The following is a 25714-nucleotide window of genomic DNA, read 5'->3' as shown; positions in this document are numbered from 1 at the left end:
AATGAAAAATATGGAAAACGACGTGGACGCCGTAGAGACACCGGCCTCGATGGGCCCTCGCTCGGTTACCCGTATTTTGGGGCTGTTTGAGGTCCTGGCTAAAGCTGGCGACGGGATGTCGCTCGCACAGCTGAGCGTAATTCTGGAAACCCCAAAAAGCAGCCTGCTGACGCTTTTGCGGCCTCTGGTCGCTGAGGGCTATCTGAGCCACGGCAATAATCGTTATCGGCTCGGTCCGTACATCTACCGGTTGGCAGGCAGCATCCTGGCCACCCGCAATTTCCCAAAACTGATGCGTCCTTATCTTGAGGATCTCGCAGTTAAAACCGGGGAAAGTATCTATTTGTCAGTGATAGACATGGAGTCGCAGATGGTGACTCACATCGACGGGATCGACTCACAAAACCCTGTCCGGTATGTGTCACCGCTGGGCGCCGGCCGCCCGCTGCATTGCACAGCGCCTGGGCGTCTGCTGCTCGCCTATCAGGATGAGAAAATCCAGGATCAATACCTGAAGACCGCCAAACTCAAAGCCATGACCTGGCGCACTATCACTGATCGTTCAACGCTGAAGAAACAGCTCAAGGAAATTCGCGACAGCGGCATCTCCATTAGCATAAGTGAACTCAGCGAAGGTGCTGCGGGCATAGCGGCTCCAGTATTTGATACCGACGGTTCAATTGCAGCAGCAGTGGTCATTGCCGCTCCCGCAGAACGTATGCAACACAAACTCAATGAGTTTCGCCAACTACTCATTGATGCAGTTGCAGAAGCGTCGGGCCAACTGCGCAGTTGAAAAATAGTGCTCTGTCTTGGTACGGAGCCCTATTTCCGAGCCTTGTAATATTCAGCTCACTGCTCCCGTCCTGACTTTGCCATAGTCAAATCAGGACAGCTTCGATAGCTCTGACACCTATGTGCAGTCGCTATCTGGGTATTTGCGAGCCTAGTACTGCCTGCGTCTGCGGTTCATGGCTTCAGCGAGCGCCACTTGAAAGACTCTTCTTGTGTCGCTCAGATTGCAAACGCTCACTCCCGTAATAACCCCAGGAATAAATTAGGCGGGGGCTTTTGCCAAAAAACTAATAGCCCAACCCAATCTCATTACTCCCCTTAGAGCGACAACTTGTACTGCCCTAGCACTGCTGAGTCGGTACTTTTCGATATCAAAGCAAACTTGGGATGTGGAATAGTTATTTCCTTTCTCTCAATCGGCTCTGAAGATATTTCAATGGGGTAAAATTTAAACGCACACACTTCTTGCACTATGAGGTCGCAGCTCAGTGCCGGGATCGGCGGAAGTACCATGCGCTGTCCTATATCTAATGTGCTAGATGCACACGCCGTGAATAGGAGGCAACTCTAAACCACTTTGCAGGGGCCGAGTTTACTCCCAAAAAGAGAGCAAATAGCCGAGACAACAACATCGCTGGCGATACGCCCCTCAGCCTGACCGAAGCAACTTCGGGATCCGCGGATGAGCAGTTGCATTATTCCTTTCTCATGTTCACCTGACGCCTCCTCTCATTGGATGCACACTATGAACATCACCTCTTCGTCCCAACTCAGCCGTGAGCTTTGGAAGCGCGTTTACCACTGCAGCGCGTTCGTCGTTGTGGCTGTCGCAGTTGTCGCCCTTAGGCTGATTTACCTCGCGAACAGCCCCGTTCCGCTACCCGATCAGTTACTTGAATTCGCCTTCTGGCAGGTCTTCCTGCTTTTGTCCTTCCAGACCGCACTAGTGAGTTGGGCTTCCTTTATCTACAAGGGCTACAAGCAGAAGCTCATTTGCATTCCGCTTTACCAAACCATGCGCCTGCTGCGGATGCCGATCGCGGCATGGTCCGCAGGATGCCTGCTGACAGCCCTGGCCCTGTGGCCCCAGTTGAACATCTAAAGAGCTGTCAGCTCCTGCCTCAGTGTTTAAAAAAAACCTACCTAGTTTCCACGCAAGGAACACACACAGTGCGTACGACCATTTTGATCGCCATAGCTCTGCTCATGTCTGGATGTGGCCTGATACCTAGAACAGGCACCCCATCAGAGGCTCTGAAAATTGCAGACGCCATGGGTGTCCCCGCTACCGACATTCCAAAAGCCAAGTACACCGAGATGATGGCGCACGAGAAGAGCGCTGGTGGCGGTAAAAATCTCGACGGCGAGGTTTCAGGCGCGACGCACCTGCTCGCGTCCGGAGATCCAAGCATGCTCCTGCTGAGCGGCCTCACACCTCGAAGCATCTCCGCAAATGTGCAGTTCGTTGCTTGGGTTTCAGAAGACGTGGCATCAAATCCCATAGAGGCAGTCGAGATCAGCTCAAGGGCCTATCTTGAGGCCAGCGCAAATGTACGAGCTCGGAGTGAGGAAGAGCGGCAAAAGATGCTGGCCTTCAAAGTCCGCTACGTTCTCGGCCAGCCCTTTGGTGAAGGCAGCCCGTCTCATGCCTTTGTGCAGTTTGCCGACCTGGTGGCTGACCACTCTCCCGACCTGGTGGACGCACCGTCCTTCCTGGGCACAAAGCACAAGGTGTATGGACCTATTTTCATCGGCGCTTGGGGCGGTCACTCCAAAGCAGAGGATGTCGAAACGACGCTTAACCTGTCGGCCAAACTGCCCGCTTGGTTTTATATCTACAGCCCTGGCTTAGCGGGTGTGGCACCGCCCTCGATCATGCATCAGGGCGATCAGCTGCTGTTTGTCGAGCCTTGAGACGTCCGTATGCCCACCGCCAGCCAATAGACTTAAGTAAAGCAAGTGCACTTATGTGCACCTGGCGTTGCCGACGCTCAAAGTAAAAATGCAGAAATGTGCGGAGAACTTAAAACAGGTGCACTTAAGTGCACCTAGCGGCGGCGATATCTGGAATAAACGCGAGAAAAAGTGCTAGCGACCTAAAACAGGTGCACATAAGTGCACCTGCTGAACGTTTTAGAGTCGTTAGTAAACTTGATCATCCCTTTCCAGTTACCAATTCAGCCATCTGATCAAGCGCATTAGTCGGGCCTTACCACACCGCCCTACAGGATTTAGCCGTGCCACCAGAAACAGAGACGGTTTTTTTCTGGGGGTACTTTAAGCCTTGTAGGCCGGGGGTTTGCTGCGAATTCGTGCCTAGCCTGCACGAGACAATGTCCAAGACAATTGCAGTTTTTTAAGTTGCAAACGTCTAACGACATGTGGAAATATCGGTTCATTGATGGGCCGCATGTGTCGGTTCCATCATCGGACAGCTAGTTCCTAACTAGCACGCCTAACACTGCAACCTAATGGCTCTAGCCATCGGTTCGCATCCTGAAGCCGCATAGGCTGACCTGTTAGCTTGGTAGCCATTGCCGCTCTAGCTAACTAACCAAGAACGCTCTGCCTACGTGCTCACACATCGTGTGGGTGTGGCGATGCAGAAAGATGGTTGAGCGAGATCGTGCCTCGTCTATGTAGACATTGGTTGCGTCCCTTCGCCCAATCCCCCACCAAGACTCACGTTGTTCAACAGTCCCTTACGTCCATGCGTAACGCCTGGATAACGGCGAAATACCTAACCGGCTACACCCATCTCAAGCTAGTTAGACCGTCTACGTCTATCTATCTATCTCAGCTCCTGGAACGGCACGATCGGTTGCGAGCTTTTAGCTCGCGCCCTCCGAAATCTGCCCTCCAGACATCAAACCTGACACCGATCTGAGAAATCAGCTCGGCGGTCCACTTACAAGCCGACCTCCGTCAGCGCCATACCGTCCATTGCGGACACCTGTTTGACCACAGGCATGTATGAGCGCTGAAGACCGATGCTGGCTTCTAAGAAATTGCGGCGGTGCCTAGTCAGCCCTGCCAGCCGTTCTCCGCCGTCCTTTTTAGGACTCATAAACGGCCGTGCATTTTCGAGCCTGATAAAGGCTTCAGCAGATTACGCAGTCGGACGCAGGTTCTCCCTGTTAACACTAAACAGCTCTTCGCGGAGCTGACTGCAACGTACCCGCAATCCACCCCTCATCCCATCCACCTATACCGAACGTTCCTTGCATTGAGCTCGATTTCTTTTTGGTGACTAGTCATGACGCAACACGGAAAACACAACTCAAAAAACATGGGACAGGGGCGTAACCCTAAATACGCCGTCAGAAACAAACTCGCAGCTCACTTTGGTGATGGTCATTTTGCGACCGTAAAAGGGCATTGCGAGCGCTTCAATTTGTTCATCGAATGGGCAAAAGAAAATTTTGGCATCAGAGATCTACGTAAGGTCACTCTTGAGCTTCTGATGAGCTATGCGACCCACGTGAAGGGCTTGATGGATGAAGGAAAAATCGCGGTATCGACCTCCCATAACCGAATCTCGTCATGCAATGTCGTGCTCAAAGTTATGCGAGGCGACAGTCGAGTTCGCCTGGGCAAGATCAGTAATTTCTTAGGGAGGAGGCGCAGCTATATCCGCGTAAAAGTACCGGACGGTATGAACCTGAAAGAAGTTGAAATGCTTCAGCAAAAGCTCGTCGAAACCGGACATGTACGATTGTCAGCGATTGCCGGACTTGCACGTTCGCTGGGTGTCCGGCTGCGCGAAGCTATTTTGATGGACCTGCCACGCATTGAACGTGAGGCTCTCACCCTAGGAAGGGTAAATATTCAGGAGGGCACTAAAGGTGGACGTAAAGGTGCGTTTGCTCCGCGCTGGATCCCAGTAACGGACGCAGAGCTCGAGGCTATTCGGTTTGCCATTTCTGCCCGTCCAAACTTCAGCCGCAACCTACTTTCTCCCGAAGAAACCTATATCGGCTTCCTGCGCAAGGAGGTGAGCATTGCCCGAAGGCAACTGCATTGGCATGGGATGAAAGGGTTTCACGAGTTTCGAGCAGCTTATGCGTGCGACCGTTACCAACAGCTAGCTGGCCACCCTGCCCCGGTAGTTTTAAAACGCAAAAACATGACTGCAGAAGAACGCGCCCTCGACAAAGCAGCGCGTCAAATTATCAGCCGCGAATTAGGGCATGAACGCCTCGAGGTTACCAACGCGTACCTGGGGAGTTCGACTAAGTGAAATCGCAAATGGAGTTGTTTATCGAGGGCTGCCTTGATGGATCACCGACTTCTCGAAAGCGCCACATTAGGCAAGCAGAGGCTATTCAGCATGCGATATCCGAACGTTGGAGCCGAAGCCGACCCGAGCAATGGCAGGTTAAACATGTGCGTTGGTTTCTGGCGGAATCCATAAAAGCAGATTCGCAGCACACGCGTTACTACTACTGGTTGACCGTGAAAATAATCCTAATCCGCCTGGGTAAAACTACTGACTGGATACCACTTTTAAAAGGTCCTTGGATGTCGTCCTCCAGCAAAGACCAATAGCGCAATCTTTGAGTTGTTAGTTCTAAAGGTCGGTAACGGACGGCAGAAATTACCGGTCGGTATGCAACGAACAACTCCACCGTACGGCGTTCTTCTGAGCGTATGCTTTCACTCCGGTCAGTTCTAGACGGCGAGAATTCTCGCCGTCCGCTCACGACAATCGCTAATACCAGCAGTCCAAGACGTCCTACACGTACGCTCAAAAACTGCAGTCGTCCGAAATGGACCTTCCTAATTGTAGAGCGTGAATGCAAAACAGAAAGCCCGGCATTTGCCGGGCTTTCTGTTTTTACAACGCCGCGTTGGATGACTTACATAAACGCTGAAAGCGTTTTTTTCAGAGCAAACAAAATCTGAAGCTGCGCTTTCAGAACAATCACTTGGTCTTCATACGCGAGCATCACCGCTTTCAGTTCAGGCGAGGTACCGCTTACAAGGCGTGGAGTCTTCAGCATCCAGAGTGAAGGCTGAAGGCGGTGCCAGCCAACGTACGGCACACGCTTCTCCCAGTACACCCCTGGATACCGCCCTTCCGTAAAGATCACTCGGCAATCAACGGGGATTTTTTTCGATTTCAACTCGGTCGCGAGCTGTGCATTCAACTCCTCGACCTTCATCAAAAATTTTTTGATCTCTTCTCGAACATTGCCACCCAAGACCCGGGCGTACTCAATAAAGTTTTCCTCGACGTAAACCGTCGTTTTGCTCATTCCAGGACTGTCGAAAGCTTTCTCCACCCCGCCCTTAACAAGCGCTGAGAGTAATTTCCGAAGAGCACACAAATTGTCCAAGCGGATCCGCAGACCGACAGCCAAATCATCGTACTCAGCCAACGTATCCTTCTTTTCGTGACTCTGAGTAGGTGAAGTCGTCAGGCGTGTAGTTTTGCGAGTTTTGGCAGAAACCTGCATACGGTTCCACCTGCCTGAATAGTACCGCTCCCAACAGATCTCGGGGGTACGCACTCCCGTCACAAGCACCATCCTGTAACCGACCCAAAGTCCGAGTGACTTCAATTTGTGCTGGAAGCTTTCGCTCAATCGGTCGGTCTCCTTCGAGAGCTTTTCGATTTCAGAATCGATGAGACAGATAAGCATCTGCAAAAAAGCAATTGAGCCATTTTCTATCACTGTCATACCCTCACTAAGCTCGATACAGCCGGATTGCTGTACCGAAGGCAGCCCTTGAACTGCTTGAACTCAATGATGACCAGACGTTTTCGGTAAGGGCCGTCAATCTGACCCCTTTATGGGGGCAGACTCCCAAGCTGAGCCCACAATACCGACCCAACTTTTAGCCACGTCCAGATCTCCTCAGCAGCAAAAACCGCACTGAACTCTCCCTTCAAACTTGGGGCGAAGTAACTTCGCCCGTATCAAAAGCCGTTAATCGGATACCTGCCAGAGCATTGCGCCAGCAGGCCTTCCACTTGGCTTGCAGTTCCACAAAACCTGTCAGCTTGTGATTTCACACATCACAGCTAACAAGTCATAAGGGGCTTGCGCATGATCATCGTGGTTGGGAGCAACAAAGGCGGAGTCGGAAAAACAACCCTCTCTACGAGCCTGGCAGTCGCATTTGCACAGCGGAGCCAGAAGACCTGCCTCGTAGATGCAGATCCTCAGGGCTCATCGCTGTATTGGGGAGGTGTTCGGGAGCGCGCCGGCGTTTTCCCCCCGGTAGAGATAATGTCGAGGCGCGGAAATCTCACAGACCCATTGAGGGTTCTATCCCAGCGGTATCCAGTGGTGATCGTGGACGTCCCAGGTCGAAATAGTGCGGAGCTCATTAGTGCGACGACGGTCGCAGACGTTCTGGTCTCACCACATGTCTGTAGCCAACTGGATTTGGAGACGCTGGCCGAGTTGGACGATCAAGTCAGCTATGCCCGCACTCAGAATCCACGCCTACGCGTACTGATTTACCAGTCCCTGGCAACGACCAACCCAGCCATTCGCAAGCGTGAGCGCGGCGACTTTTGCGGGTACGTAAATACCTATGAAAATCTCGAGCTGGCGACTTCGATCGGTTTCCAGCGACTGATTTATAGAGAGAGTATTTCGACGGGGAAAGGCGTTACCGAAACCGAAAACATGGCCGCAAGCCACGAAATTCGGCAGTTGGTCGAGGAGATATTGAATGGTCAATCCACCCATTAAACCTGGTCAGAAGTTACTTCTCCCTGAAGACAGCGCCGAAAAACTCATGAGCGCGCTGGCGGACAGACCGTACAAAGGAGCCCCTAAAAATGCCTCGCTAGGCATGCGACCTATCACCATTAGCCTGCCAGCCTGGATGATCGAATCGCTGGAGGACCAAGCCGTAGAAAACAAACGAATGTCGAGAACCGATCGTTCAATCAGCGCCTTGATCCGCCGCGCGCTGGTGGACTCAGGCGTTTTGGGGCGCGCGTAGGAAGCGTAGTTGTGACTTCATAAGTCATAAGTCATAAGTCATAAGTCGTAGGTGGCTGAGTGAGCTCGTTGCAACGGGTAAAAATCTGCGACCCTCAAAAGGGACGGGATAGGACACTTTTTTTATTTTGGTTCAAACAGACTGTTTTCAAGCCGTGCGAGCATTTCGCGAAGCACTGTGAAAATGGAGCTATTCGATGGACAAACAAACACCCGTAGGCAAGCAAGCAAAGCGCCTCGAAAAACAAGCCAACGCCCGCCTGAAAGCAATCAAGGCCGATACGAACGGGTTCCGCGTCAAATACCACCCCGGTGGTAATGGTTGCCCTCCGAGCATTGCATGGCACTTCCTTCGTGAGCAGACGCTCGAAGGCGACTATATGGACTTCACTGAATATGGCGACAAGGTCATCGAGCATGACGTAAACGAGCTGGGTAGCCTTTTGACAGCGGAGCAGAAGGTCATTTTCGAAGAGTTTGAACCACAGCTGGCGGTCCTCCGTCTTCTCCTTACCCATGAAAAACAAACGGCGGAAATCGCCAAACAAGTAGTGAAGAACTCTACTCACCGCTAGCTACACGGAAGGAATAGCCCGGCTCAGATATCTGCGGCCGGGTTTTTTTTTGCCTAAAAGGGGGCGAGCAGGTTAGGCGCACAATCGCGCTAGCGACTTACCTCCATCTGAGCTCCGGCCACAACCAAGAACAAGCACCCGGATCTCCAACGTTCCTCCCTTGGCTTGCATTCTGGAAAGTAAGCGGACAATTGATTCCATAGCTGGGAGAGCGGCATGCCTGCCCTGCCTGGGCCGGTGGGATCAAACGCCACGGGCACTGGCTACCTCCTGACTTCCAAATCACAACAAAGTGGAAGAGGTACGCATGGAAACAATACTGACGATCGCAGTCCTAATTGGCGCATTAATGCTTTGGGTAGAAACGTGCAAACGGGACCGTTTGCACCGCGATTGGCTAGCGTTACCTGAATTCAGCACATACGTAGAGCGCAGTAAAAACAACCGCAACGGAGGTCGGTGCTGCCATTGCGGTGCCACTCACATACGTCAGCTCGGTCTAGAAGCACGCAACGATCCACGCCGGATTCACGTGTGCAACCACTGCAATTCAAACCTTTATCGAACCTATCGCTAGTTCCTCGCTAGGCTGCGAGAGCTTGAGGATCCTAAGGGCCCGGAATCTGGGCTCTTGAAGGTGGTCGAAGTTACTTCTGCCCTCGCTTCAGTCACTAGCCTGTGAGAGTTGAAGCCGCTTCAAACCCAGTTATTTGGGGCAGTATTCGCACATCAAGGGCAACTCCCTGGGGCTCTTCTGATGGGCGAAGAACCTTCGACGGGGAAAACTAAGCGTCAGCGCAGTTTAAAAGCAACGGCTCACTCCGAAGATACTTCTGACCTCGCCGTGTAGCTGTACGGTCCCAGGCCCGATGCAGTTATTGATACACCGCCTCAGTGAAGCATGACCACTATGCTGGGCTCAGTAGGCGGGCTATGTATTTACCGATACGTTTGCCACGGCACCGCTCGGTGCACACAGCACGCCTCATGGAAACAGACCTGTAGTTTCGCCGCGGGCTTTATCAGTGCCGTGCTGGCCAAAGCGCTGGTGATATTTATAACCCCGAGCAGTAACGGCATGAGCTATTTCGCAGGTTGCTTATGGCGGGCATATAAGACCTGGCCACCCGTGCTGGTGACACCACGTGCTTGAATTTCAAATGCGTGGGGCTGAGCTTTTATAAGGTCGCTCAGTTTTTTAAATCCGTGTGTTCTGGGGTCAAATCCCGGTCGGAGTTTGGTGATGTTGGCACCAAGCGCGCCGAGCGGCGCCCAGCCATCTTCGTCGGCAATGTCATCCAGAATTTTGGCAATGAAATCGACTGGCGCTTTCGGCCGCTTGGGCGCTGGCGGGGGCGAGCTAGCTTTGACGGGAGGTATCGCAGAGTCATCGCCTAAAGGGGGATCGCTGACGATCACGCCGTCCTCACGCAGCAGTTCGGTGTAGATGAATTTATCGCAGGCAGAAACAAACGGCTGGGGCGTTTTTGCTTCACCAAATCCATACACCGTTAACCCTTCTTCACGTAGCCGTGACGCTAGACGAGTGAAATCGCTGTCACTCGAAACCAGGCAGAAACCGTCAAAGCGGCGGGTGTACAGCAAGTCCATGGCGTCAATTATGAGCGCGCTATCGGTGGCGTTTTTACCCTTGGTGTAGGCGAACTGCTGGACCGGTTGAATGGAGTGATCGAGTAACACTTTTTTCCAGCCACCGAGCTGAGGGCCGGTCCAGTCGCCATAAATTCGTTTGACGTTGGCCACTCCATATTTGGCGATTTCCTCAAATAGCCCCTCCACAATTGCAGCGGGGGCATTGTCGGCGTCTATCAGTACGGCGAGGTGCTTTTGCGCGTGGGTAGTGGAGGTAATGGCCATGGTTCATCCTTGAATTGGGCCTTCAACATACCTGCAAAGCCTGACCAGCAGAATAGGAATCTCAGCCGTCGGAGAGTGCTGAAGTCGTGGTGTTCGGCGATCGTTCCCATGCAAACGGGGCGGTTTGATGCCGCGCGAGCACAAGTTAAAGGGAGTTAATAGCGTCTTAAAATAAATCGCACCCCTGTTCCCTCTCAGCAAACGTCCGTGCAGTGAATCCCTTGGTGCGCAATCGAGCTGGCTGCCTAAGCATCAGCAAAACGTGCTGACTTATCCCCTGAACCAAACTGCAGAAGCAACTTCGCGCGGTTCATTCCTGCATCGTAAAGCCTCGCAGCGGGCTGCCGTGCATAGGCAGAAGTAACTTCTGCCTCAAGTTTATCGGCCCCGCGCGCCGCTCTCACAAACGATAAGCCGGACCAAAAACCGCACATACAGCAAGACATTGTCCGGCGAATGAAGGTGGCTGAGCAGTGCAGACTGCAGGTTCAACAAGCGTTGGCGCTGCACCGGTTCGACGAACAAAAGCTCGAGTGCCGTTAGCCAAAGGCGTTCTTGCTGTGGACGTGCCGCATTGCACTCGTAATGGCCGACTACTCGGAGAACGCGCGTCTTTAAGCCAGGGGCTAGTGACTTCATTGCTTGATACTCATGTCGAGGCTGGAGCCCAACCTCAACATGACATTTGATATCTGCAACCCCTGCTGCGCATGGCTCGGGCCTCCTAGCGCACTATCCAGCGCCCTACTACCTAAGATCATTTAGGCCCGCGGCACGAGCGCTAAATGTTTTCCCGCGCGCGCCAACGCACGTACGTCGTCTAACGCCCACTTCTCTTGAATACGCTTGGCGGCTTCAACCTGCCTAGGAAGCAGAGGCAGAAACCCCTCATCACGATAGAGTTCGGCGCCCGCGACGTTCGCCTGGTAGTCATTGCTCGCGATGTGCGCCAGCGGATCATCAAGAAATACGGAAAACGGGACAGATACCAAGCCGGCGCACTTCGCTTCGAAGAATATTTCTGCCCAGCCATCCAACTGGTCTGCCGGCATATTGATAGTTCGGAGATCATCTTTAGGAGTAATAGCCATCTGAAATACCGGTGGAGTGAATAGACAAAAACCCAAGGTATCTCTAACGCTGAAAACACAACCCCCCCTGCCCTAATGCCACACGCCCCCATGCTTCGGTTATGAGAGGCAGAAGTAACTTCGCCCCCCCTCTGAGCCCCGCATTTACTGGGCGTCTCCTCGGTTGCATAACGAAACTCTCGTGCTCAGATAGCAGCAAGGTTGAAAGGCATCAGCCGTCACGCAGACATTGGTACCACTACAGGCCACGCACCCAGCGACCGCTGAATATCCACAGGCTTCCAGCCGTCGAGGTCAGCGGAGTTAGCTCAGACCCTGTTTTGGGTACGAATAGAGCACTCCCAAAGAAAAAAAACGCTCACGATCGGTCCACCAAACATCGTTAAGCGGGGAGAGTCTGTATGGGAAAGGTACAAGAGCCAGTGACGTATGGGGTTGCGGCTGGAAACATCAGCCAACTCCGCCTGACCGCCAGCTCACACCGCGAGCAAAAAAAATTGGAAGGAGCGCGGCGATGAACACCGCATTTTTACTGTTAGCCCAATACAACGGTATGGCGATCATTCCGCTTGAGCGAGTGTGCTCTGATTACTTCAGTCACCTGACGCCTGAAAAACTGAAAATGAAGGTCGCGGCTGGAGACATTGACCTACCGCTGGTACCCATTGAGAAAAGCCAGAAGGCAGCACGAGGTGTTCATCTGAACGACCTTGCCGCCTACCTCGACGCACAGCACCAAAAAGCAAAAACGGAACACGACAAGCTCATGGGTAGAGGACTACGACGAACGCTTTAACCTTTTCTGGGCCTCGATCACGGGGCCCCTAATGATGCGTTCTAGCCACGGCCAATCCTTGTATGGGTCGCCGTTACCCCTCAAGTGCGTGTAGCGCCGCAAGGAATTCCAATCCCTGTGGCCAGAGACAGATGACACTTTTGGAATATCCCAGCCCATTTCAAACAACCTGCTGATACCTTCATGACGTAGGTCGTGGAAGCGCAGGTTTTCAATTTCCAAAAAAGGACACGCCCTTGTGAATGACGCCGAAATTGAGCGGGCGTTGTAGGGAAATACAAACTCGGAAACGCGGGGCATCGATAGCAGGATGCTCCATGCCTCATCCGGTACGTAGCACCAAACATCGTTGCCGTACTTCTGCCCGGGGTTTTTCATGTCGGTAATCAGGACCATCTGCTTTGCCGTATCCATGGCGTCCCAACGTATGCGAGTGATCTCCTCCTGACGCCGAGTGGAAAACAGAGCGAAGCCCACGGCACGCACCATGTCGATCTCCTGCCTGCGTCGATCCTTCATAGCGCTGAAGTGGTTCAGAACTCTGTCTAGTTCATCAAGCGACGGCCTACGAGTGCGCTCCTTACTACTGGTGACAGCACCCATCTTCCTCAACACCCGGCGAGCATCTGGCATTGCTACAGGGTCTATTTCATAACCCCAGGCCGGCCGAGCAACTGAAAGTACTGCACCCAAATGTGCAAGGTCATTCCCTACCGTCTGCGCCTGAATTCCATCCTTCTCCATCCGGTGCATGGCGTACTCGACAATCACCTGGCTGGTGATGTCTTTGTCTTCAACCGCCCCTAACCAAGTCTCACCAATGGCCTTCAGCGTCGCGCGCTTGGTTTTGCCAAGCGGCCGTAGTTTTTCGTACTCAGTCAAATAGAGATCGATCATCTCCTTCACCGTGACGCCCCGCCGGTTTGCTTTCTCGATAGCACCCGGCGCAGCCATCTCAGACTCACGCTTTTTGATCCATGCCTGCGCCCCCGCCTTACGGTCGAAGGTTTGGCTTTCCTGATAAACTGCCACGCCCTTTTGCATGATGCGGATCTGCGCCGTATAGGCTGCAGAACCGTCCTTGCGCTTGCGAGTAGTGATCGTGCCCATGGTTTTTGCTACACGGCTGCTTTTGGTTGCTACATTGTAGCAACGATGTAGCAAAAATAAGCAAAAACCCTGGTAAACCGAAGTAAATGAGAGTGCGACAGATGTCAGCAAAAGCCCCGGAAAACCTAGCCAAGCCAGCATATTTGGTAAGTAGGAGATTTTCTGTTGCACCTATGATGGATTGGACTGATCACCACTGCCGCTACTTCCTGCGCCTGCTGTCCAAACACGCCCTGCTCTACACCGAAATGGTCACCACCGGCGCGTTGCTGCGTGGCGACAATCCTCAGCGTTTTCTTCAGCACGACGTGGCTGAGTACCCGCTGGCGTTGCAGCTGGGCGGCAGCGTGCCGGCCGAGTTGGCGGCGTGTGCGCGTATGGCGCAGGAGGCGGGTTATCAGGAGGTGAATCTGAATGTCGGCTGCCCGAGCGATCGGGTGCAGAACAATATGATTGGCGCCTGCCTGATGGGCCATCCGGCGTTGGTGGCCGATTGTGTGAAGGCGATGCGTGATGCGGTGTCGATTCCGGTGACGGTCAAGCACCGCACTGGTATTGATGGGCGCGACAGTTATGCCGAGTTGGTGGATTTTGTCGGTCAGGTGAAAGAAGCCGGCTGCCGCAGTTTCACCGTGCATGCGCGCATTGCGATTCTGGCGGGCTTGTCGCCCAAGGAGAACCGCGAGATTCCACCACTGCGGTATGACGTGGCGGCGCAGTTGAAGGCAGATTTCCCGGAGTTGGAGATTGTGCTAAACGGCGGCATCAAGACGCTGGAGCAGTGCCAGGAGCATTTGCAGACGTTCGATGGCGTGATGCTGGGGCGCGAGGCGTATCACAATCCGTATTTGCTGGCGCACGTGGATCAGCAGCTATTTGGCAGCGACGCGCCGGTGATCAGCCGACTTGAAGCGCTACAGGCGCTGCGTCCTTACATTGCGGCACACATAGCCAGCGGCGGTTCGATGCACCACGTGACGCGACATGTGTTGGGGTTGGGGCAAGGGTTCGCCGGAGCGCGGAAGTTTCGCCAGCTGTTGTCGGTCGACATTCATAAAGCGCCCGACCCGCTCGCCTTGCTCGACCAGGCGGCCGAGCTGCTCAAGGGTAGATAAGCCCTACCCTGGCAAGCCAGCCATGCTGGCCTGCCGCTTCCTCTGTTACTCGTTTACTTCGATAACCACACGGCCCTGTTTCGGGCATTTTTCCATGTAGTGATGCGCTTCTACGAAGTCATTGAAGGCGAACACCTTTTCGACTCGCGGTTGCAGCACCCGGTCGCGCGCCAGCTGGTTCAGTGCAGTCAGGGCATTGGCCACTGCTTCCTGATCCGGCGGGATATCCAGCTCCGGCTTGCCGGTGAAGTTACCGATGCAGTGCACGAAGAACTGAATGTTCTTTTGGAACGCGGCGCAGGCCGGGAACGGCGTCTGATTGCCGCCTTGCAGGCCGTACAACACCAGGCGGCCCCGCGGCGCAATGACATCGCCGAGCAAGCACATTTGCGGACCACCCAAGCCGTCGAGCACCACATCCACACCACGGTTGTCGGTGTATTTGTTGATGGCGGCGACCAGGTCTTGCTCTTCGGTGACGATCACTTTGTCAGCACCCAAGGCAATCAGCGACTCGCGGTCTTCAGGGTCTTTAGTGGCGGCGACAATACGCAGCCCCAGCGCTTTACCCAATTGCACAAAGGCAGGACCCGAGCAGTGCGACGCATCGGTGATCAGCACGGTTTGCCCGGCTTTGGCTTTCGCCAGTTCCACGTAGGCAAAGTAGGCAATCAGCAGCGGCGTATAAAAGCCGCTCGCCTCGACCGCGCTGAGCACGTCGTCGGGGTAACGGGTCAGCGACTGGCGCGGCAGCACCACTTCATCGCCGTAGCCGGGATATTGGTTGGCGCTGTGGCCGGGAAAGCTGGCGACTTTATCGCCCACTTTTAAATCGTCTACGCCCGCGCCGACGGCAATCACCACACCGGCCACTTCCTGGCCGATACCGGCGGGAAGACGTGCAGGAGACGGGGCCAGGTTCTGGCGCCAGAGCACGTCGTGCCAGCTCACGCTGATGGCTTCAACCCGCAGCAATACCTCTCCGGCCGCCGGTTGTGCGGTAGTTTGTTCTTCCAGCTTCAGGACCTCAGCTGGGCCGAACTGATGGAAACGGATTACACGGGACATCGCTCACCTCGCATGTGGACTCCCAATGGCCACGGACTTTATCGGGGCTTTACTATCAAAACCACCCGCGTCTATCGATAGTCGACATAAATACCAATGATGGCCGGCCTTGACGCCAGCCTCGCCGCCCTTCAGCCTTTCGCTCCAGGAACCGCACTAGAGCACTCAGGTACAGGGTAGCGCTGAATGAATCGTAACGACCTACGCCGCGTTGATCTCAACTTGCTGATCGTGTTCGAGACGCTGATGCACGAACGCAGCGTGACGCGGGCGGCGGAAAAGCTCTTTCTTGGCCAGCCCGCCATCAGTGCGGCGCTTTCAAGGCTGCGCAGTCTATTCGACGACCCCCTGTTTGTGCGAACCGGTCGTAGCATGGAGCCCACGGCGCGCGCTTCGGAAATCTTCGGCCTGCTCTCGCCGGCGCTCGACTCCATCTCCACCGCCGTCAGCCGCGCTTCGGAATTCGATCCGGCCACCAGCACCGCCGTCTTCCGTATAGGCCTCTCGGACGACGTTGAGTTCGGACTACTTCCCGCCCTGCTGCGCCGCGTACGCGCCGAAGCGCCCGGCGTGGTGATCGTGGTGCGGCGCGCCAACTATCTGTTGATGCCCAACTTGCTGGCTTCCGGCGAAATTTCGGTGGGCGTGAGTTACACCGATGAACTTCCGGCCAACGCCAAGCGTAAAACCCTGCGCAAAAGTAAACCGCAGCTTCTGCGCGCGGACTCTGCGCCGGGCAGGTTGACCCTCGACGAATACTGCGCGCGGCCCCACGCGCTGGTGTCGTTTGCCGGCGACCTCAATGGCTTTATTGATGAAGAGCTGGAAAAGGTCGGACGCAAACGCAAAGTGGTGCTGGCGGTGCCGCAGTTCAACGGGTTGGGCACGTTGTTGTCTGGCACTGACCTGGTGACCATCGTGCCCGACTACACCGCCGCCGCACTCACCGCCACCGGCGGCGTGCGGGCCGAAGACGTGCCCGATGGCATACCCGCGCGCTCCTTTGAACTGTCGATGGCCTGGCGCGGCGCCCAGGACAACGACCCGGCCGAGCGTTGGTTGCGCTCGCGCATTCAGATGTTCGTGGCCGACCCGGATAGTTTGGTGTAACCCGGTTTTCTGTAGGAGCGGCTTTAGCCGCGATTGCCGCAGCGGCATTTAAAAGCATCGCGGCTGAAGTTGCTCCTACAGTTCGAAAAATTGTCTGAACTATTACCGTCAGATGAACTAAACATCATTCATATTGATATCCAACTTCGGCTTGTTCGATTCGTCTGACGTCTCATTAGGCCATCACACTCCGCCCATTCTGAAAAACCTATGGCGGAGTCTCACCGATGCAACAGTCCCTTTTAGCCTTGCGTTTCCCCCTAGCCGCCCTCGCCCTGGTGATTATCAGTGCGTGTGGCAAGGCGCCCGAAGCCACTGCGCAGATGCCAGTGTCCAAGGTCAGCGTTGCCGAGGTGCTGCAACAACCGATCAATGAGTGGGACGAGTTCACCGGCCGCCTGGAAGCACCAGAAGCCGTGGACATTCGCCCTCGCGTTTCCGGCTACATCGACAAGGTCGCGTTCACCGAAGGTTCGCTGGTGAAGAAAGGCGACTTGCTGTTCCAGATCGATCCCCGCCCGTTTGAAGCCGAAGTGCGCAGCCTGGAAGCCCAGCTGCAACAAGTTCGCGCCAACCTGAGCCGCACCGAGAACGAAGCGCGCCGTGGCGAACGTCTGCGTGCCAGCAACGCCATTTCTGCGGAATTGGCTGACGCCCGCACCAGCGCCGCCCAAGAAGCCCGCGCTGGCGTGGCGAATATCCAGGCGCAACTGGAAAACGCCCGTCTTAACCTGAGCTTTACCCGCATCACGTCGCCTATCGATGGACGCGTCAGCCGTGCCGACATTACCGCCGGCAACCTGGTCAACGCCGGGCAAACCCTGCTCACCAGCGTGGTGTCGACCGACCGCGTATACGCCTACTTCGATGTCGATGAGCGCGTATTCCTGAAATACAACGAGCTCGCCCGCCAAGGCCAACGCGGTCAGAACAGCCCGGTGTACCTGGGCCTGACTGGCGAAAACGGCCACCCGCACCTGGGCCAGATGAACTTCGTCGACAACCAGGTCAACCCCAAGACCGGCACCATCCGTGGTCGCGCCGTGTTTGATAACGCCGACGGTCGCTTCACCCCAGGCCTGTACGCTCGCCTGAAACTGGTTGGCAGCGGCACCTACAACGCCACCCTTATTAACGACGAAGCGGTCGGGACCGATCTGGGCAAGAAGTTTGTGCTGGTGATCGACGCCGAACACAAAGCCGCCTACCGCGCCGTTGAGCTGGGACCGAAGCTGGAAGGCTTGCGCATCGTGCGCAGCGGCTTGGCCAAGGGTGACCAGATTGTGGTGAAAGGCCTACAGCGCGTGCGTCCTGGTTCGCCGGTCGAGCCTCAGGTCATTCCGATGGCCAGCGACGAAACCATCAACGCCCTGGCGCAACAACGCCAAGCCTTGGAAAACAACAATGCGGCTCAAGCCAAGAACGACAAAGTCGTGCAGAAGCTTGCCAGCACCGCTCCGGCACGCGGCTAAGCCCGTTAGTTAACAGCTCTTGGGCTTAAAGGATTATTAGCGATGAATTTTTCTCAGTTCTTCATTCAACGGCCGATCTTCGCCGCAGTGTTATCACTGCTGATCCTGATCGCCGGCGCCATCTCGCTGTTCCAGTTGCCGATCAGCGAATACCCGGAAGTGGTGCCGCCCACCGTCGTGGTGCGGGCCAACTTCCCCGGCGCTAACCCGAAAGTCATCGGTGAAACCGTTGCCGCACCGCTGGAGCAGGCGATCACCGGCGTCGAGAACATGCTTTACATGTCCTCGCAGTCGACCGCCGACGGCAAAATCACCCTGACCATCACCTTCGCCCTGGGCACCGACCTGGACAACGCGCAGGTGCAAGTGCAGAACCGCGTAACGCGCACCCAGCCCAAGCTGCCCGAAGAAGTGACGCGCATTGGTATCACGGTCGACAAGGCATCGCCTGACCTGACCATGGTGGTGCACTTGACCTCGCCGGATAAGCGCTACGACATGTTGTATCTGTCCAACTACGCCTTGCTCAATATCAAGGACGAGTTGGCCCGTCTCGGCGGCGTGGGTGATGTGCAGCTGTTCGGTATGGGCGATTACTCGCTGCGCGTGTGGCTCGACCCGAACAAAACCGCCTCGCGCAACCTGACCGCGACCGACGTGGTGAACGCCATTCGCGAACAAAACCGTCAGGTGGCCGCCGGCCAACTCGGCGCACCGCCCTCGCCTAGCAGCACCAGCTTCCAGCTTTCGGTGAACACCCAAGGCCGTCTGGTGAGTGAGGAAGAGTTCGAAAACATCATTATTCGCTCCGGCGAAAACGGTGAGATCACTCGCCTGAAAGACATCGCGCGCATCGAACTGGGTTCCAGCCAGTACGCCCTGCGCTCGCTGCTGAACAATGACCCGGCCGTGGCCATTCCGATCTTCCAGCGTCCCGGCTCCAACGCCATCGAGATTTCCAACGAAGTGCGTGCGGCCATGGAAGAGCTGAAGAAAGGCTTCCCGGAGGGCATGGACTACAGCATCGTTTATGACCCGACCATCTTCGTGCGCGGTTCCATCGAGGCGGTGGTACACACGCTGTTCGAAGCGCTGATTTTGGTGGTGTTGGTTGTAATCCTGTTCCTGCAAACCTGGCGCGCCTCGATCATTCCGTTGGTGGCGGTGCCCGTCTCGCTGATCGGTACATTTGCCGTCATGCACTTGTTCGGCTTCTCGCTGAACGCGCTGTCGCTGTTTGGCTTGGTACTGGCCATCGGTATCGTGGTGGACGACGCCATCGTGGTGGTGGAAAACGTCGAGCGAAACATTGGCTTGGGCTTGACCCCGATCGAAGCCACCAAGCGCGCCATGCGTGAAGTGACCGGCCCGATCATTGCCACGGCGTTGGTGCTCTGTGCCGTGTTTATTCCGGCGGCATTTATCTCCGGCCTTACCGGGCAGTTCTACAAACAGTTCGCCCTGACCATTGCCATTTCCACCGTAATTTCGGCATTCAACTCGCTGACCCTGTCGCCAGCGTTGGCCGCCGTGCTGCTGAAAGATCACAACGCGCCGAAGGACCGTTTCTCCAAGGTGCTGGATAAATTGCTCGGCGGCTGGTTGTTCCGTCCGTTCAACCGTTTCTTCGACAAAGCCAGTCATGGCTACGTCGGCACAGTGGCGCGGGTTATCCGCAGCAGCGGCATCGCCCTGGTGATTTACGCCGGTTTGATGGTGCTGACCTACGCAGGCTTCTCGTCGACGCCAACCGGTTTCGTCCCGGCGCAAGACAAGCAGTACTTGGTGGCCTTCGCCCAATTGCCAGACGCCGCGAGCCTTGACCGTACCGAAGCGGTGATCAAGCAGATGTCGGAAATGGCCATGCAGCAACCGGGTGTGGCCAACGCCATCGCCTTCCCCGGCCTGTCGATCAACGGCTTCACCAACAGCCCGAACAGCGGCATCGTGTTCGTGGCCTTGAAAGACTTCGACGAGCGTAAAGACCCGAGCCAATCGGCCAACGCCATCGCGGGCGCCCTGAACGCCAAGTACGCCGGCATTCAAGAAGCCTACATGGCGATCTTCCCGCCTCCTCCGGTTCAAGGTTTGGGCACCATCGGCGGCTTCCGTTTGCAGATCGAAGACCGTGGCGGCCTGGGCTACGAGGAGTTGTACAAGGAAACGATGAACATCGTTGCCAAGAGCCAGAACGTACCGGAACTGGCCGGGCTGTTTACCAGCTACCAAGTGAACGTGCCGCAAGTTGACGCCGCTATCGACCGCGAAAAAGCCAAGACTCACGGCGTGGCCATCAGCGACATCTTCGACACCCTGCAGGTGTACCTGGGCTCGCTGTATGCCAACGACTTCAACCGCTTTGGCCGCACGTATCAGGTCAACGTGCAGGCAGAACAGCAATTCCGCCTGGAAGCCGAGCAAATTGGTCAGCTGAAAGTGCGTAACAACCTGGGCGAAATGATCCCGCTGGCGACCTTCCTGAAGGTGAGCGACACCTCGGGCCCGGACCGCGTGATGCACTACAACGGCTTTATCACCGCAGAAATCAACGGCGCCGCCGCACCGGGCTACAGCTCGGGCCAAGCGGAAAAAGCCATCGAGAAACTGCTGAAAGATGAGCTGCCAAACGGCATGACGTTCGAATGGACCGACCTGACGTATCAGCAAATTCTCTCGGGCAACACCGCGCTGTTCGTATTCCCGCTCTGCGTATTGCTGGCCTTCCTGGTACTGGCCGCCCAATACGAAAGCTGGAGCCTGCCGCTGGCGGTGATTCTGATCGTACCGATGACGCTGCTGTCGGCTATCACCGGGGTGATTATTTCCGGAGGCGACAACAACATCTTCACCCAGATCGGCTTGATCGTACTGGTGGGCCTGGCGTGTAAGAACGCGATTCTGATCGTCGAGTTTGCCAAGGATAAACAGCTGGAGGGCATGACCCCGCTGGCCGCCGTGCTGGAAGCGTGCCGCCTGCGTCTGCGCCCAATCCTGATGACCTCGTTCGCCTTCGTCATGGGCGTGGTGCCTCTGGTGTTCTCCAGCGGTGCCGGTGCCGAGATGCGTCATGCCATGGGCGTGGCGGTGTTCTCCGGCATGCTCGGGGTGACCTTCTTCGGTCTGCTGTTAACGCCGGTGTTCTATGTATTGATCCGTAACTTCGTGGAACGCCGCGAAGCGCGCAAAGTTCGCCTGCTGGAGGCACACGCATCATGAGTTTGAAAGCCTTCACCCCCGCCCTTCTGGCCCTCGCTCTATCGGGGTGTGCCGTGGGCCCGGACTACAAAGCGCCGGAAACCGAAGCGGCGAAACTCACCGCCGCCCAAGGTGACGCCAACCAGGGCAAGTACGACCGCAGCAATTTTGAAGTGACCTGGTGGCAGCAGTTCGACGACCCGACCCTGAACCAATTGGTCAGCCAGTCGTTGCAGGAAAACCGCGAACTGCGCGTGGCCTTTGCCCGTCTGAAAGCGGCCCGCGCTATTCGTGATGACGTCGCCAATGACCGCTTCCCGGTGGTCACCAGTCGCGCCAGCAGCGAGAACGGCAAGGCCCAGCAACCGGGCGTCACCGACAGCCGCGTGCGCAATGAACGCTACGACCTGGGCCTGGACATGGCCTGGGAAGTGGATTTGTTCGGGCGCATTCAACGTCAACTGGAAGCCAGCGACGCCGAGCAGGATGTTGCCGAAGCCGAGCTGTATCAGCTGCAAGTCAGCCTGATCGCCGAACTGGTGGACGCCTATGGCGAGCTGCGGGGCGCACAACTGCGCGAGGGCATTGCTCGCAGCAACCTGAAGAACCAGCAGGAATCGCGCAACCTCACCGACACCATGCGCGAAGCGGGCGTCGGCAGCGAGCTGGATGTATTGCGTGCCGATGCGCGCCTGGCGGCCACCGAGGCCACCCTGCCGCAACTGCAAGCGCAGGAAGTTCGCTCGCGTAACCGCATAGCTACGCTGCTGGGCCAGCGGCCTGAGCAATTGACGGTGGACTTGAGCCCACGGGCGATTCCAGCCATTGCCAAAGCGCTGCCTATTGGCGACCCAGCCGAATTGCTGCGCCGTCGTCCTGACGTGCGAATTGCCGAACGGCAACTGGCGGCGGCCACTGCCAATGTCGGTGTCGCCACCGCTGACCTGTTCCCGCGGGTAAACATCGCCGGCTTCCTGGGCTTTACCTCGGCACGCGGTTCACAGCTGGGCTCCTCCGCCGCTCGGGCGTGGGGCGTGGCGCCGACCATTAGCTGGGCCGCTTTCGACCTGGGCAGCGTGAGAGCCCGCTTGCGCGGCGCTGAAGCGGATGCCGACGGTGCCCTCGCCAACTACGAGCAACAAGTGTTGGTGGCGCTGGAAGAATCGGAAAACGCCTTTAGCGACTACAGCAAACGCCAGGAAAGACTGATCTCGCTGCTGCGTCAGAGCGAAGCCAGCCGCGCGGCTGCCGAGCAGGCATCGATTCGCTACCGTGAGGGCACCTCGGACTTCCTGGTCCTGCTCGACGCGGAACGCGAGCGCCTGGCCGCCGAAGATGCTCAGGCGCAGGCCGAGGTGGATGTCTACCATGGCATTGTGTCGATCTATAAGGCCCTGGGCGGTGGCTGGCAGGCGCCGGCAACCGTAGCCTCCCGCTCGTAACGGTGCCCTTCTTGTAGGAGCCAGCTTGCTGGCGAACCCTGGAAACTCCGAATACGGCGTTTGCGCGGTTCGCCAGCAAGCTGGCTCCTACGAGAGCATCGAGCGCAGCTGTATTCGTCGGGAAACTGGCGCCTTTCACGCACAACGTCAAAAACACCGCTGAATGTCACGCGCCAGCCGTTGAGCGCGACTGGCGGCTCGGGTAAGGTCTAGCCATCCGTTACCACAAGGCCGCGCCATGACCTCCAAGCTCGAACAACTCAAACAGTTCACCACCGTGGTTGCCGATACCGGCGACGTCGATGCGATTGCCCGCCTCAAGCCGGTGGATGCCACCACCAACCCTTCCCTGCTGCTTAAAGCTGCCGCCATGCCGGGTTATGCCGAGCTGCTGAATCAGGCCGTGGCCGACTGCAATGGCGATCTGGGCCTGGCCAGTGACCGTTTCGGCGTGGCCGTCGGTCAGGGCATTTTGAAAGTGATTCCGGGGCGTATTTCGACAGAAGTGGACGCGCGCCTGTCGTTCGATACCGAAGCCACCTTGCTGCGCGCCCAGCGCCTGGTCGATTTGTACGACCGCGCCGGCATTGGCCGCGAGCGCATCCTGATCAAAATTGCCGCCACCTGGGAAGGCATCCGCGCTGCCGAGCAACTGGAGCGCGCCGGTATTCAAACCAACCTCACGCTGCTGTTCTCCTTCGCCCAGGCGGCCGCCTGCGCCGACGCCGGCATCTTCCTGATTTCGCCGTTTGTGGGGCGCATCTACGATTGGTTCAAAAAGGCCGAAGGCCGCGATTTCGTTGGTGCTGAAGATCCGGGCGTAAAGTCGGTGACGCGCATTTACAACTACTACAAGGCCAACGGCTACGACACCGTGGTGATGGGCGCCAGCTTCCGCAATCTGGGCCAGATCGAGCAACTGGCCGGCTGCGACCGCTTGACGATCAGCCCCGAGCTGCTGCAACAACTGGCCGACGACGAAGGCTCGTTGGACCGCGTGCTGCGTGACGGCAATCCGGGCGAGCCGAAACAGGTGCCGACCGAAAGCAGTTTCCGCTGGGCGCTGAATGAGGAAGCGATGTCCACCGAGAAGCTGGCCGAAGGCATTCGCCAGTTCGCCCGCGACCAGGAAAAACTCGAAGCCCTGCTCGCCGCCAAACGCTGAAATGCAAAAACGCGCGAGGGCTTAGGCCGCTCGCGCGTTTGTTTGGATGCCGCTTCGACCGGCGTTAGCCGCGCTCGAGGGCGTTCACTAGGTCGTGGAATTCTTCACGATTCGACTCGTTCAGGCCCATCAGAATGCGGTGCGCTTCGAGCACCTTGGCCTTCACCACTTCTTCGGATTGATCTTGCGAGGGCAAGTCCGCCAGGCTGCCCGGGCAGGCCAGCGGCTGGTCGACGATATTGAACACCTGATCAAAACCCATGGATTGCAGCAACCGAGTGATGTCGGCGTGGGTGGTCACCACCGTGGGCAGCAGGCCGACTTTCTGGCGCGACAGAATAGACAGCTTAGCCAGCAGGCCGAGTGTCGTGCTGTCGATGCTGCGGGTTTCGGTGAGGTCGATGACGATGGCGGAGAAATTCAACGCAGTGAAAATCTTCTCGATCGTGGCATCTAATGCGGAACAGAGCGTCAGGCGAACTTCGCCCACGAACTTCAGAACGAACGTGCCGTTCTGCTCGGCAAACTGAATTCGACCGGTACTCATGCCACTGTACCTTTATCGTTTATGCGGCTCATAAGGGTCATGGGGCGCGCGGTCATACAGATCATGCAAGGTTCCTGCTTAACACCAGCAAGGCAATATCATCTGGCATCTCTGAGAGATTGGCCAGCCCAAGCACCTGGCGCAAGCCATCCAGGCTGCCACCCGCCGTGCACACCAACTGAGGGAGCAACGCTTCCTTTTCTTTGAGTGTATCGCTCGGCAAAAGGTCCAAAATGCCGTCTGAAAGCAGGGTCAGGCTGAAAGATTGCGGCAAATCGATCACGTGATCGCTGTACGTTGCCTCATCAAACAGCCCCACGGGCAGGCCGCGGCCTTCCAGGTAGTGCGCCGAGCCTTCGCTGTACATGATCGGCAGCGGCAAATGCCCCCCGATGCTGTACGTGAGCTTGCCGCTCTGCTCGTCAATCACGCCGCCCAACATGGTGACGTGTTTGCCGAGCTTGCAATTGATCAACCCGCGATTGATGTGGCCCAGCACATCGGAGGGTTTGAATTCGGGCAACTGCCCGCCACGGCGCGATTCATACAGCAGCCGCGTGGTCATGAATTTCAGCAGAACAGTGATAAACGCCGACGACGCGCCGTGGCCGGAAACGTCGGCCAGGTAAAAAGCAATGCGGTGATCATCGAGGCGGAAGTAATCAACAAAGTCGCCCGACAGGTACAGCGACGGGATGATCTGGTGCGCAAACTCCAAGCCATCAACGCTCCAGGGCGTGACGGGCAGCATGTTCATCTGCACCTGGCGACCGGCGTTCTGGTCTTCCTGCAGCAGATTCAGGCTGGCTTGCAGCTCGCGGTTGGCGACTTCCAGTTTTTCCCGGTAGCGCTGGTTTTCAATGCGCAAATTGGCGCGATCCAACGCACGGCGCACCGAGTGCTCCAGTACGGCGAGGTCTTCGAGGGGTTTGATCAAGTAATCGGCGGCGCCCAAACGCAACGCTTCGACGGCATCGCTCATCACGCCAGCGCCGGAAACGACGATAACGGGCGTCTGCACTTCAAGTGCATTTATGCGGCGAATGAGCTCGAGGCCATCGACTTGCGGCATGCGCAAATCGCAAATCACCAAGTCAGGTTTCTCCTGCTCGAAGATCTGCAAACCCTGCAAGCCGTTGCTAGCTTGCAAAACGCTGAAGCCACTGTCTTCCAAGTAGGCAGCCAAACTGGCGCGCACTACTTCGTCGTCATCAATAATCAGCAGCGAGGCACTGGAATTGTGCATGGGGTACCAGGCAAACGGCGCCAGGGGTGGTTGGCGTGTACGTCAGGCCGATCAGCCGGGACGCGTGGACGGTCAAGGCGCAGACGGTACTCCCATCCGTGCGGCGATTCAAGCGTGCGCCGATCATCGTCTGACGCCTTTACAGGC

At 56.5% G+C, this 25714-nt stretch carries 21 protein-coding genes; 14 read left to right on the top strand and 7 right to left on the bottom strand.

What is annotated here, in order from left to right; translation table 11 throughout:
• Window position 1 precedes the first annotated feature (1 nt).
• The 4 genes from AC0IW7_RS08625 to AC0IW7_RS08610 all read left to right on the top strand — a co-directional run bounded on the left by AC0IW7_RS08625 (window position 2) and on the right by AC0IW7_RS08610 (window position 5035).
• Entirely contained in the window at window positions 2–796 is a 795-nt protein-coding gene (locus tag AC0IW7_RS08625; RefSeq protein WP_471817134.1) for an IclR family transcriptional regulator, read from the top strand.
• A gap of 744 nt (window positions 797–1540) precedes the next feature.
• Window positions 1541–1897, top strand: coding sequence for a hypothetical protein (locus tag AC0IW7_RS08620; protein ID WP_471817132.1), 357 nt, complete (start codon window positions 1541–1543; stop codon window positions 1895–1897).
• A 68-nt stretch (window positions 1898–1965) separates the two neighbouring features.
• A complete protein-coding gene (locus AC0IW7_RS08615) occupies window positions 1966–2709 on the top strand; it encodes a hypothetical protein (RefSeq protein WP_471817130.1) in 744 nt (247 codons plus the stop codon).
• A gap of 1342 nt (window positions 2710–4051) precedes the next feature.
• Window positions 4052–5035: an integrase domain-containing protein gene (locus tag AC0IW7_RS08610; RefSeq protein ID WP_471817128.1), complete on the top strand. Its 984-nt coding sequence runs from the start codon at window positions 4052–4054 to the stop codon at window positions 5033–5035.
• Between the two features lie 619 nt (window positions 5036–5654).
• On the opposite strand, the gene AC0IW7_RS08605 is transcribed toward AC0IW7_RS08610, so the two are convergent.
• On the bottom strand, window positions 5655–6479 hold the full coding sequence (locus AC0IW7_RS08605) for a hypothetical protein (RefSeq protein ID WP_471817126.1): 825 nt from the start codon (window positions 6477–6479) through the stop codon (window positions 5655–5657).
• A 369-nt stretch (window positions 6480–6848) separates the two neighbouring features.
• Here AC0IW7_RS08605 and AC0IW7_RS08600 point away from each other — a divergent pair, with 369 nt between their 5' ends.
• The 3 genes from AC0IW7_RS08600 to AC0IW7_RS08590 all read left to right on the top strand — a co-directional run bounded on the left by AC0IW7_RS08600 (window position 6849) and on the right by AC0IW7_RS08590 (window position 8332).
• The gene (locus tag AC0IW7_RS08600; protein WP_471817125.1) at window positions 6849–7502 is read left to right on the top strand and encodes an AAA family ATPase; all 654 of its coding nucleotides are present in this window, start codon (window positions 6849–6851) and stop codon (window positions 7500–7502) included.
• Window positions 7483–7758: a hypothetical protein gene (locus AC0IW7_RS08595; protein WP_471817123.1), complete on the top strand. Its 276-nt coding sequence runs from the start codon at window positions 7483–7485 to the stop codon at window positions 7756–7758. The genes AC0IW7_RS08600 and AC0IW7_RS08595 overlap by 20 nt, the downstream gene beginning before the upstream one ends.
• Window positions 7759–7954: 196 nt before the next feature.
• Entirely contained in the window at window positions 7955–8332 is a 378-nt protein-coding gene (locus AC0IW7_RS08590; RefSeq protein WP_471817122.1) for a hypothetical protein, read from the top strand.
• A 1083-nt stretch (window positions 8333–9415) separates the two neighbouring features.
• On the opposite strand, the gene AC0IW7_RS08585 is transcribed toward AC0IW7_RS08590, so the two are convergent.
• Together AC0IW7_RS08585 and AC0IW7_RS08580 are read right to left on the bottom strand one after the other, a co-directional pair.
• The gene (locus AC0IW7_RS08585; protein WP_471817120.1) at window positions 9416–10210 is read right to left on the bottom strand and encodes an NYN domain-containing protein; all 795 of its coding nucleotides are present in this window, start codon (window positions 10208–10210) and stop codon (window positions 9416–9418) included.
• Between the two features lie 761 nt (window positions 10211–10971).
• Window positions 10972–11301 carry a hypothetical protein gene (locus AC0IW7_RS08580; protein ID WP_471817119.1) on the bottom strand — a complete coding sequence of 110 codons (330 nt, stop codon included), beginning with the start codon at window positions 11299–11301 and terminating at the stop codon, window positions 10972–10974.
• 514 nt (window positions 11302–11815) lie between these two features.
• Between AC0IW7_RS08580 and AC0IW7_RS08575 the strand changes: the two genes are divergently transcribed.
• Entirely contained in the window at window positions 11816–12097 is a 282-nt protein-coding gene (locus AC0IW7_RS08575) for a pyocin activator PrtN family protein (RefSeq protein ID WP_471817118.1), read from the top strand.
• Here AC0IW7_RS08575 and AC0IW7_RS08570 read toward each other — a convergent pair.
• On the bottom strand, window positions 12080–13207 hold the full coding sequence (locus AC0IW7_RS08570; RefSeq protein WP_471817116.1) for a tyrosine-type recombinase/integrase: 1128 nt from the start codon (window positions 13205–13207) through the stop codon (window positions 12080–12082). The two genes, AC0IW7_RS08575 and AC0IW7_RS08570, sit on opposite strands and share 18 nt — an antisense overlap.
• Window positions 13208–13308: 101 nt before the next feature.
• Between AC0IW7_RS08570 and dusA the strand changes: the two genes are divergently transcribed.
• Window positions 13309–14322, top strand: coding sequence for a tRNA dihydrouridine(20/20a) synthase DusA (gene dusA / locus AC0IW7_RS08565; protein ID WP_471817115.1), 1014 nt, complete (start codon window positions 13309–13311; stop codon window positions 14320–14322).
• A 45-nt stretch (window positions 14323–14367) separates the two neighbouring features.
• On the opposite strand, the gene AC0IW7_RS08560 is transcribed toward dusA, so the two are convergent.
• Window positions 14368–15390, bottom strand: a complete 1023-nt coding sequence (locus AC0IW7_RS08560) for a zinc-dependent alcohol dehydrogenase family protein (RefSeq protein WP_122498431.1) — start codon at window positions 15388–15390, stop codon at window positions 14368–14370.
• A gap of 186 nt (window positions 15391–15576) precedes the next feature.
• Between AC0IW7_RS08560 and AC0IW7_RS08555 the strand changes: the two genes are divergently transcribed.
• From AC0IW7_RS08555 to tal, 5 genes are all read left to right on the top strand, one after another.
• A complete protein-coding gene (locus tag AC0IW7_RS08555; protein ID WP_122498429.1) occupies window positions 15577–16500 on the top strand; it encodes a LysR family transcriptional regulator in 924 nt (307 codons plus the stop codon).
• A gap of 227 nt (window positions 16501–16727) precedes the next feature.
• Entirely contained in the window at window positions 16728–17972 is a 1245-nt protein-coding gene (gene mexE / locus AC0IW7_RS08550; RefSeq protein ID WP_122498427.1) for a multidrug efflux RND transporter periplasmic adaptor subunit MexE, read from the top strand.
• Between the two features lie 42 nt (window positions 17973–18014).
• Window positions 18015–21188, top strand: a complete 3174-nt coding sequence (locus tag AC0IW7_RS08545; RefSeq protein WP_471817113.1) for an efflux RND transporter permease subunit — start codon at window positions 18015–18017, stop codon at window positions 21186–21188.
• Window positions 21185–22609 (top strand): efflux transporter outer membrane subunit, encoded by a 1425-nt coding sequence (locus AC0IW7_RS08540; protein ID WP_471817111.1) that lies wholly within the window; start codon window positions 21185–21187, stop codon window positions 22607–22609. The genes AC0IW7_RS08545 and AC0IW7_RS08540 overlap by 4 nt, the downstream gene beginning before the upstream one ends.
• A 238-nt stretch (window positions 22610–22847) precedes the next feature.
• Window positions 22848–23774, top strand: a complete 927-nt coding sequence (tal, locus tag AC0IW7_RS08535; RefSeq protein WP_471817109.1) for a transaldolase — start codon at window positions 22848–22850, stop codon at window positions 23772–23774.
• Window positions 23775–23838: 64 nt separating this feature from the next.
• On the opposite strand, the gene rssC is transcribed toward tal, so the two are convergent.
• Complete coding sequence (gene rssC, locus AC0IW7_RS08530) at window positions 23839–24321, bottom strand: anti-sigma factor antagonist RssC (protein WP_122498421.1); 483 nt, start codon at window positions 24319–24321, stop codon at window positions 23839–23841.
• A 61-nt stretch (window positions 24322–24382) separates the two neighbouring features.
• Window positions 24383–25567 (bottom strand): two-component system response regulator RssB, encoded by a 1185-nt coding sequence (gene rssB / locus AC0IW7_RS08525; protein ID WP_122498419.1) that lies wholly within the window; start codon window positions 25565–25567, stop codon window positions 24383–24385.
• Between the last annotated feature and the right edge of the window lie 147 nt (window positions 25568–25714).

Source organism: Pseudomonas sp. AC229 (assembly GCF_979254655.1).
Note: the sequence above shows the minus strand (reverse complement) of the source record. Positions and strands in the feature narration are given on the sequence as shown.

Excerpts from the sequence above, each read along its gene's own strand:
- rssB (WP_122498419.1), bottom strand. The coding sequence starts at position 25,567 with ATGCACAATTCCAGTGCCTCGCTGCTGATTATTGATGACGACGAAGTA.
- AC0IW7_RS08610 (WP_471817128.1), top strand. The coding sequence starts at position 4,052 with ATGACGCAACACGGAAAACACAACTCAAAAAACATGGGACAGGGGCGT.
- AC0IW7_RS08575 (WP_471817118.1), top strand. The coding sequence starts at position 11,816 with ATGAACACCGCATTTTTACTGTTAGCCCAATACAACGGTATGGCGATC.
- AC0IW7_RS08620 (WP_471817132.1), top strand. The coding sequence starts at position 1,541 with ATGAACATCACCTCTTCGTCCCAACTCAGCCGTGAGCTTTGGAAGCGC.
- AC0IW7_RS08625 (WP_471817134.1), top strand. The coding sequence starts at position 2 with ATGAAAAATATGGAAAACGACGTGGACGCCGTAGAGACACCGGCCTCG.
- AC0IW7_RS08600 (WP_471817125.1), top strand. The coding sequence starts at position 6,849 with ATGATCATCGTGGTTGGGAGCAACAAAGGCGGAGTCGGAAAAACAACC.
- AC0IW7_RS08580 (WP_471817119.1), bottom strand. The coding sequence starts at position 11,301 with ATGGCTATTACTCCTAAAGATGATCTCCGAACTATCAATATGCCGGCA.
- AC0IW7_RS08595 (WP_471817123.1), top strand. The coding sequence starts at position 7,483 with ATGGTCAATCCACCCATTAAACCTGGTCAGAAGTTACTTCTCCCTGAA.
- mexE (WP_122498427.1), top strand. The coding sequence starts at position 16,728 with ATGCAACAGTCCCTTTTAGCCTTGCGTTTCCCCCTAGCCGCCCTCGCC.
- AC0IW7_RS08560 (WP_122498431.1), bottom strand. The coding sequence starts at position 15,390 with ATGTCCCGTGTAATCCGTTTCCATCAGTTCGGCCCAGCTGAGGTCCTG.
- tal (WP_471817109.1), top strand. The coding sequence starts at position 22,848 with ATGACCTCCAAGCTCGAACAACTCAAACAGTTCACCACCGTGGTTGCC.
- dusA (WP_471817115.1), top strand. The coding sequence starts at position 13,309 with ATGTCAGCAAAAGCCCCGGAAAACCTAGCCAAGCCAGCATATTTGGTA.
- AC0IW7_RS08540 (WP_471817111.1), top strand. The coding sequence starts at position 21,185 with ATGAGTTTGAAAGCCTTCACCCCCGCCCTTCTGGCCCTCGCTCTATCG.
- AC0IW7_RS08570 (WP_471817116.1), bottom strand. The coding sequence starts at position 13,207 with ATGGGCACGATCACTACTCGCAAGCGCAAGGACGGTTCTGCAGCCTAT.
- AC0IW7_RS08555 (WP_122498429.1), top strand. The coding sequence starts at position 15,577 with ATGAATCGTAACGACCTACGCCGCGTTGATCTCAACTTGCTGATCGTG.
- AC0IW7_RS08605 (WP_471817126.1), bottom strand. The coding sequence starts at position 6,479 with ATGACAGTGATAGAAAATGGCTCAATTGCTTTTTTGCAGATGCTTATC.
- AC0IW7_RS08545 (WP_471817113.1), top strand. The coding sequence starts at position 18,015 with ATGAATTTTTCTCAGTTCTTCATTCAACGGCCGATCTTCGCCGCAGTG.
- AC0IW7_RS08590 (WP_471817122.1), top strand. The coding sequence starts at position 7,955 with ATGGACAAACAAACACCCGTAGGCAAGCAAGCAAAGCGCCTCGAAAAA.
- AC0IW7_RS08585 (WP_471817120.1), bottom strand. The coding sequence starts at position 10,210 with ATGGCCATTACCTCCACTACCCACGCGCAAAAGCACCTCGCCGTACTG.
- rssC (WP_122498421.1), bottom strand. The coding sequence starts at position 24,321 with ATGAGTACCGGTCGAATTCAGTTTGCCGAGCAGAACGGCACGTTCGTT.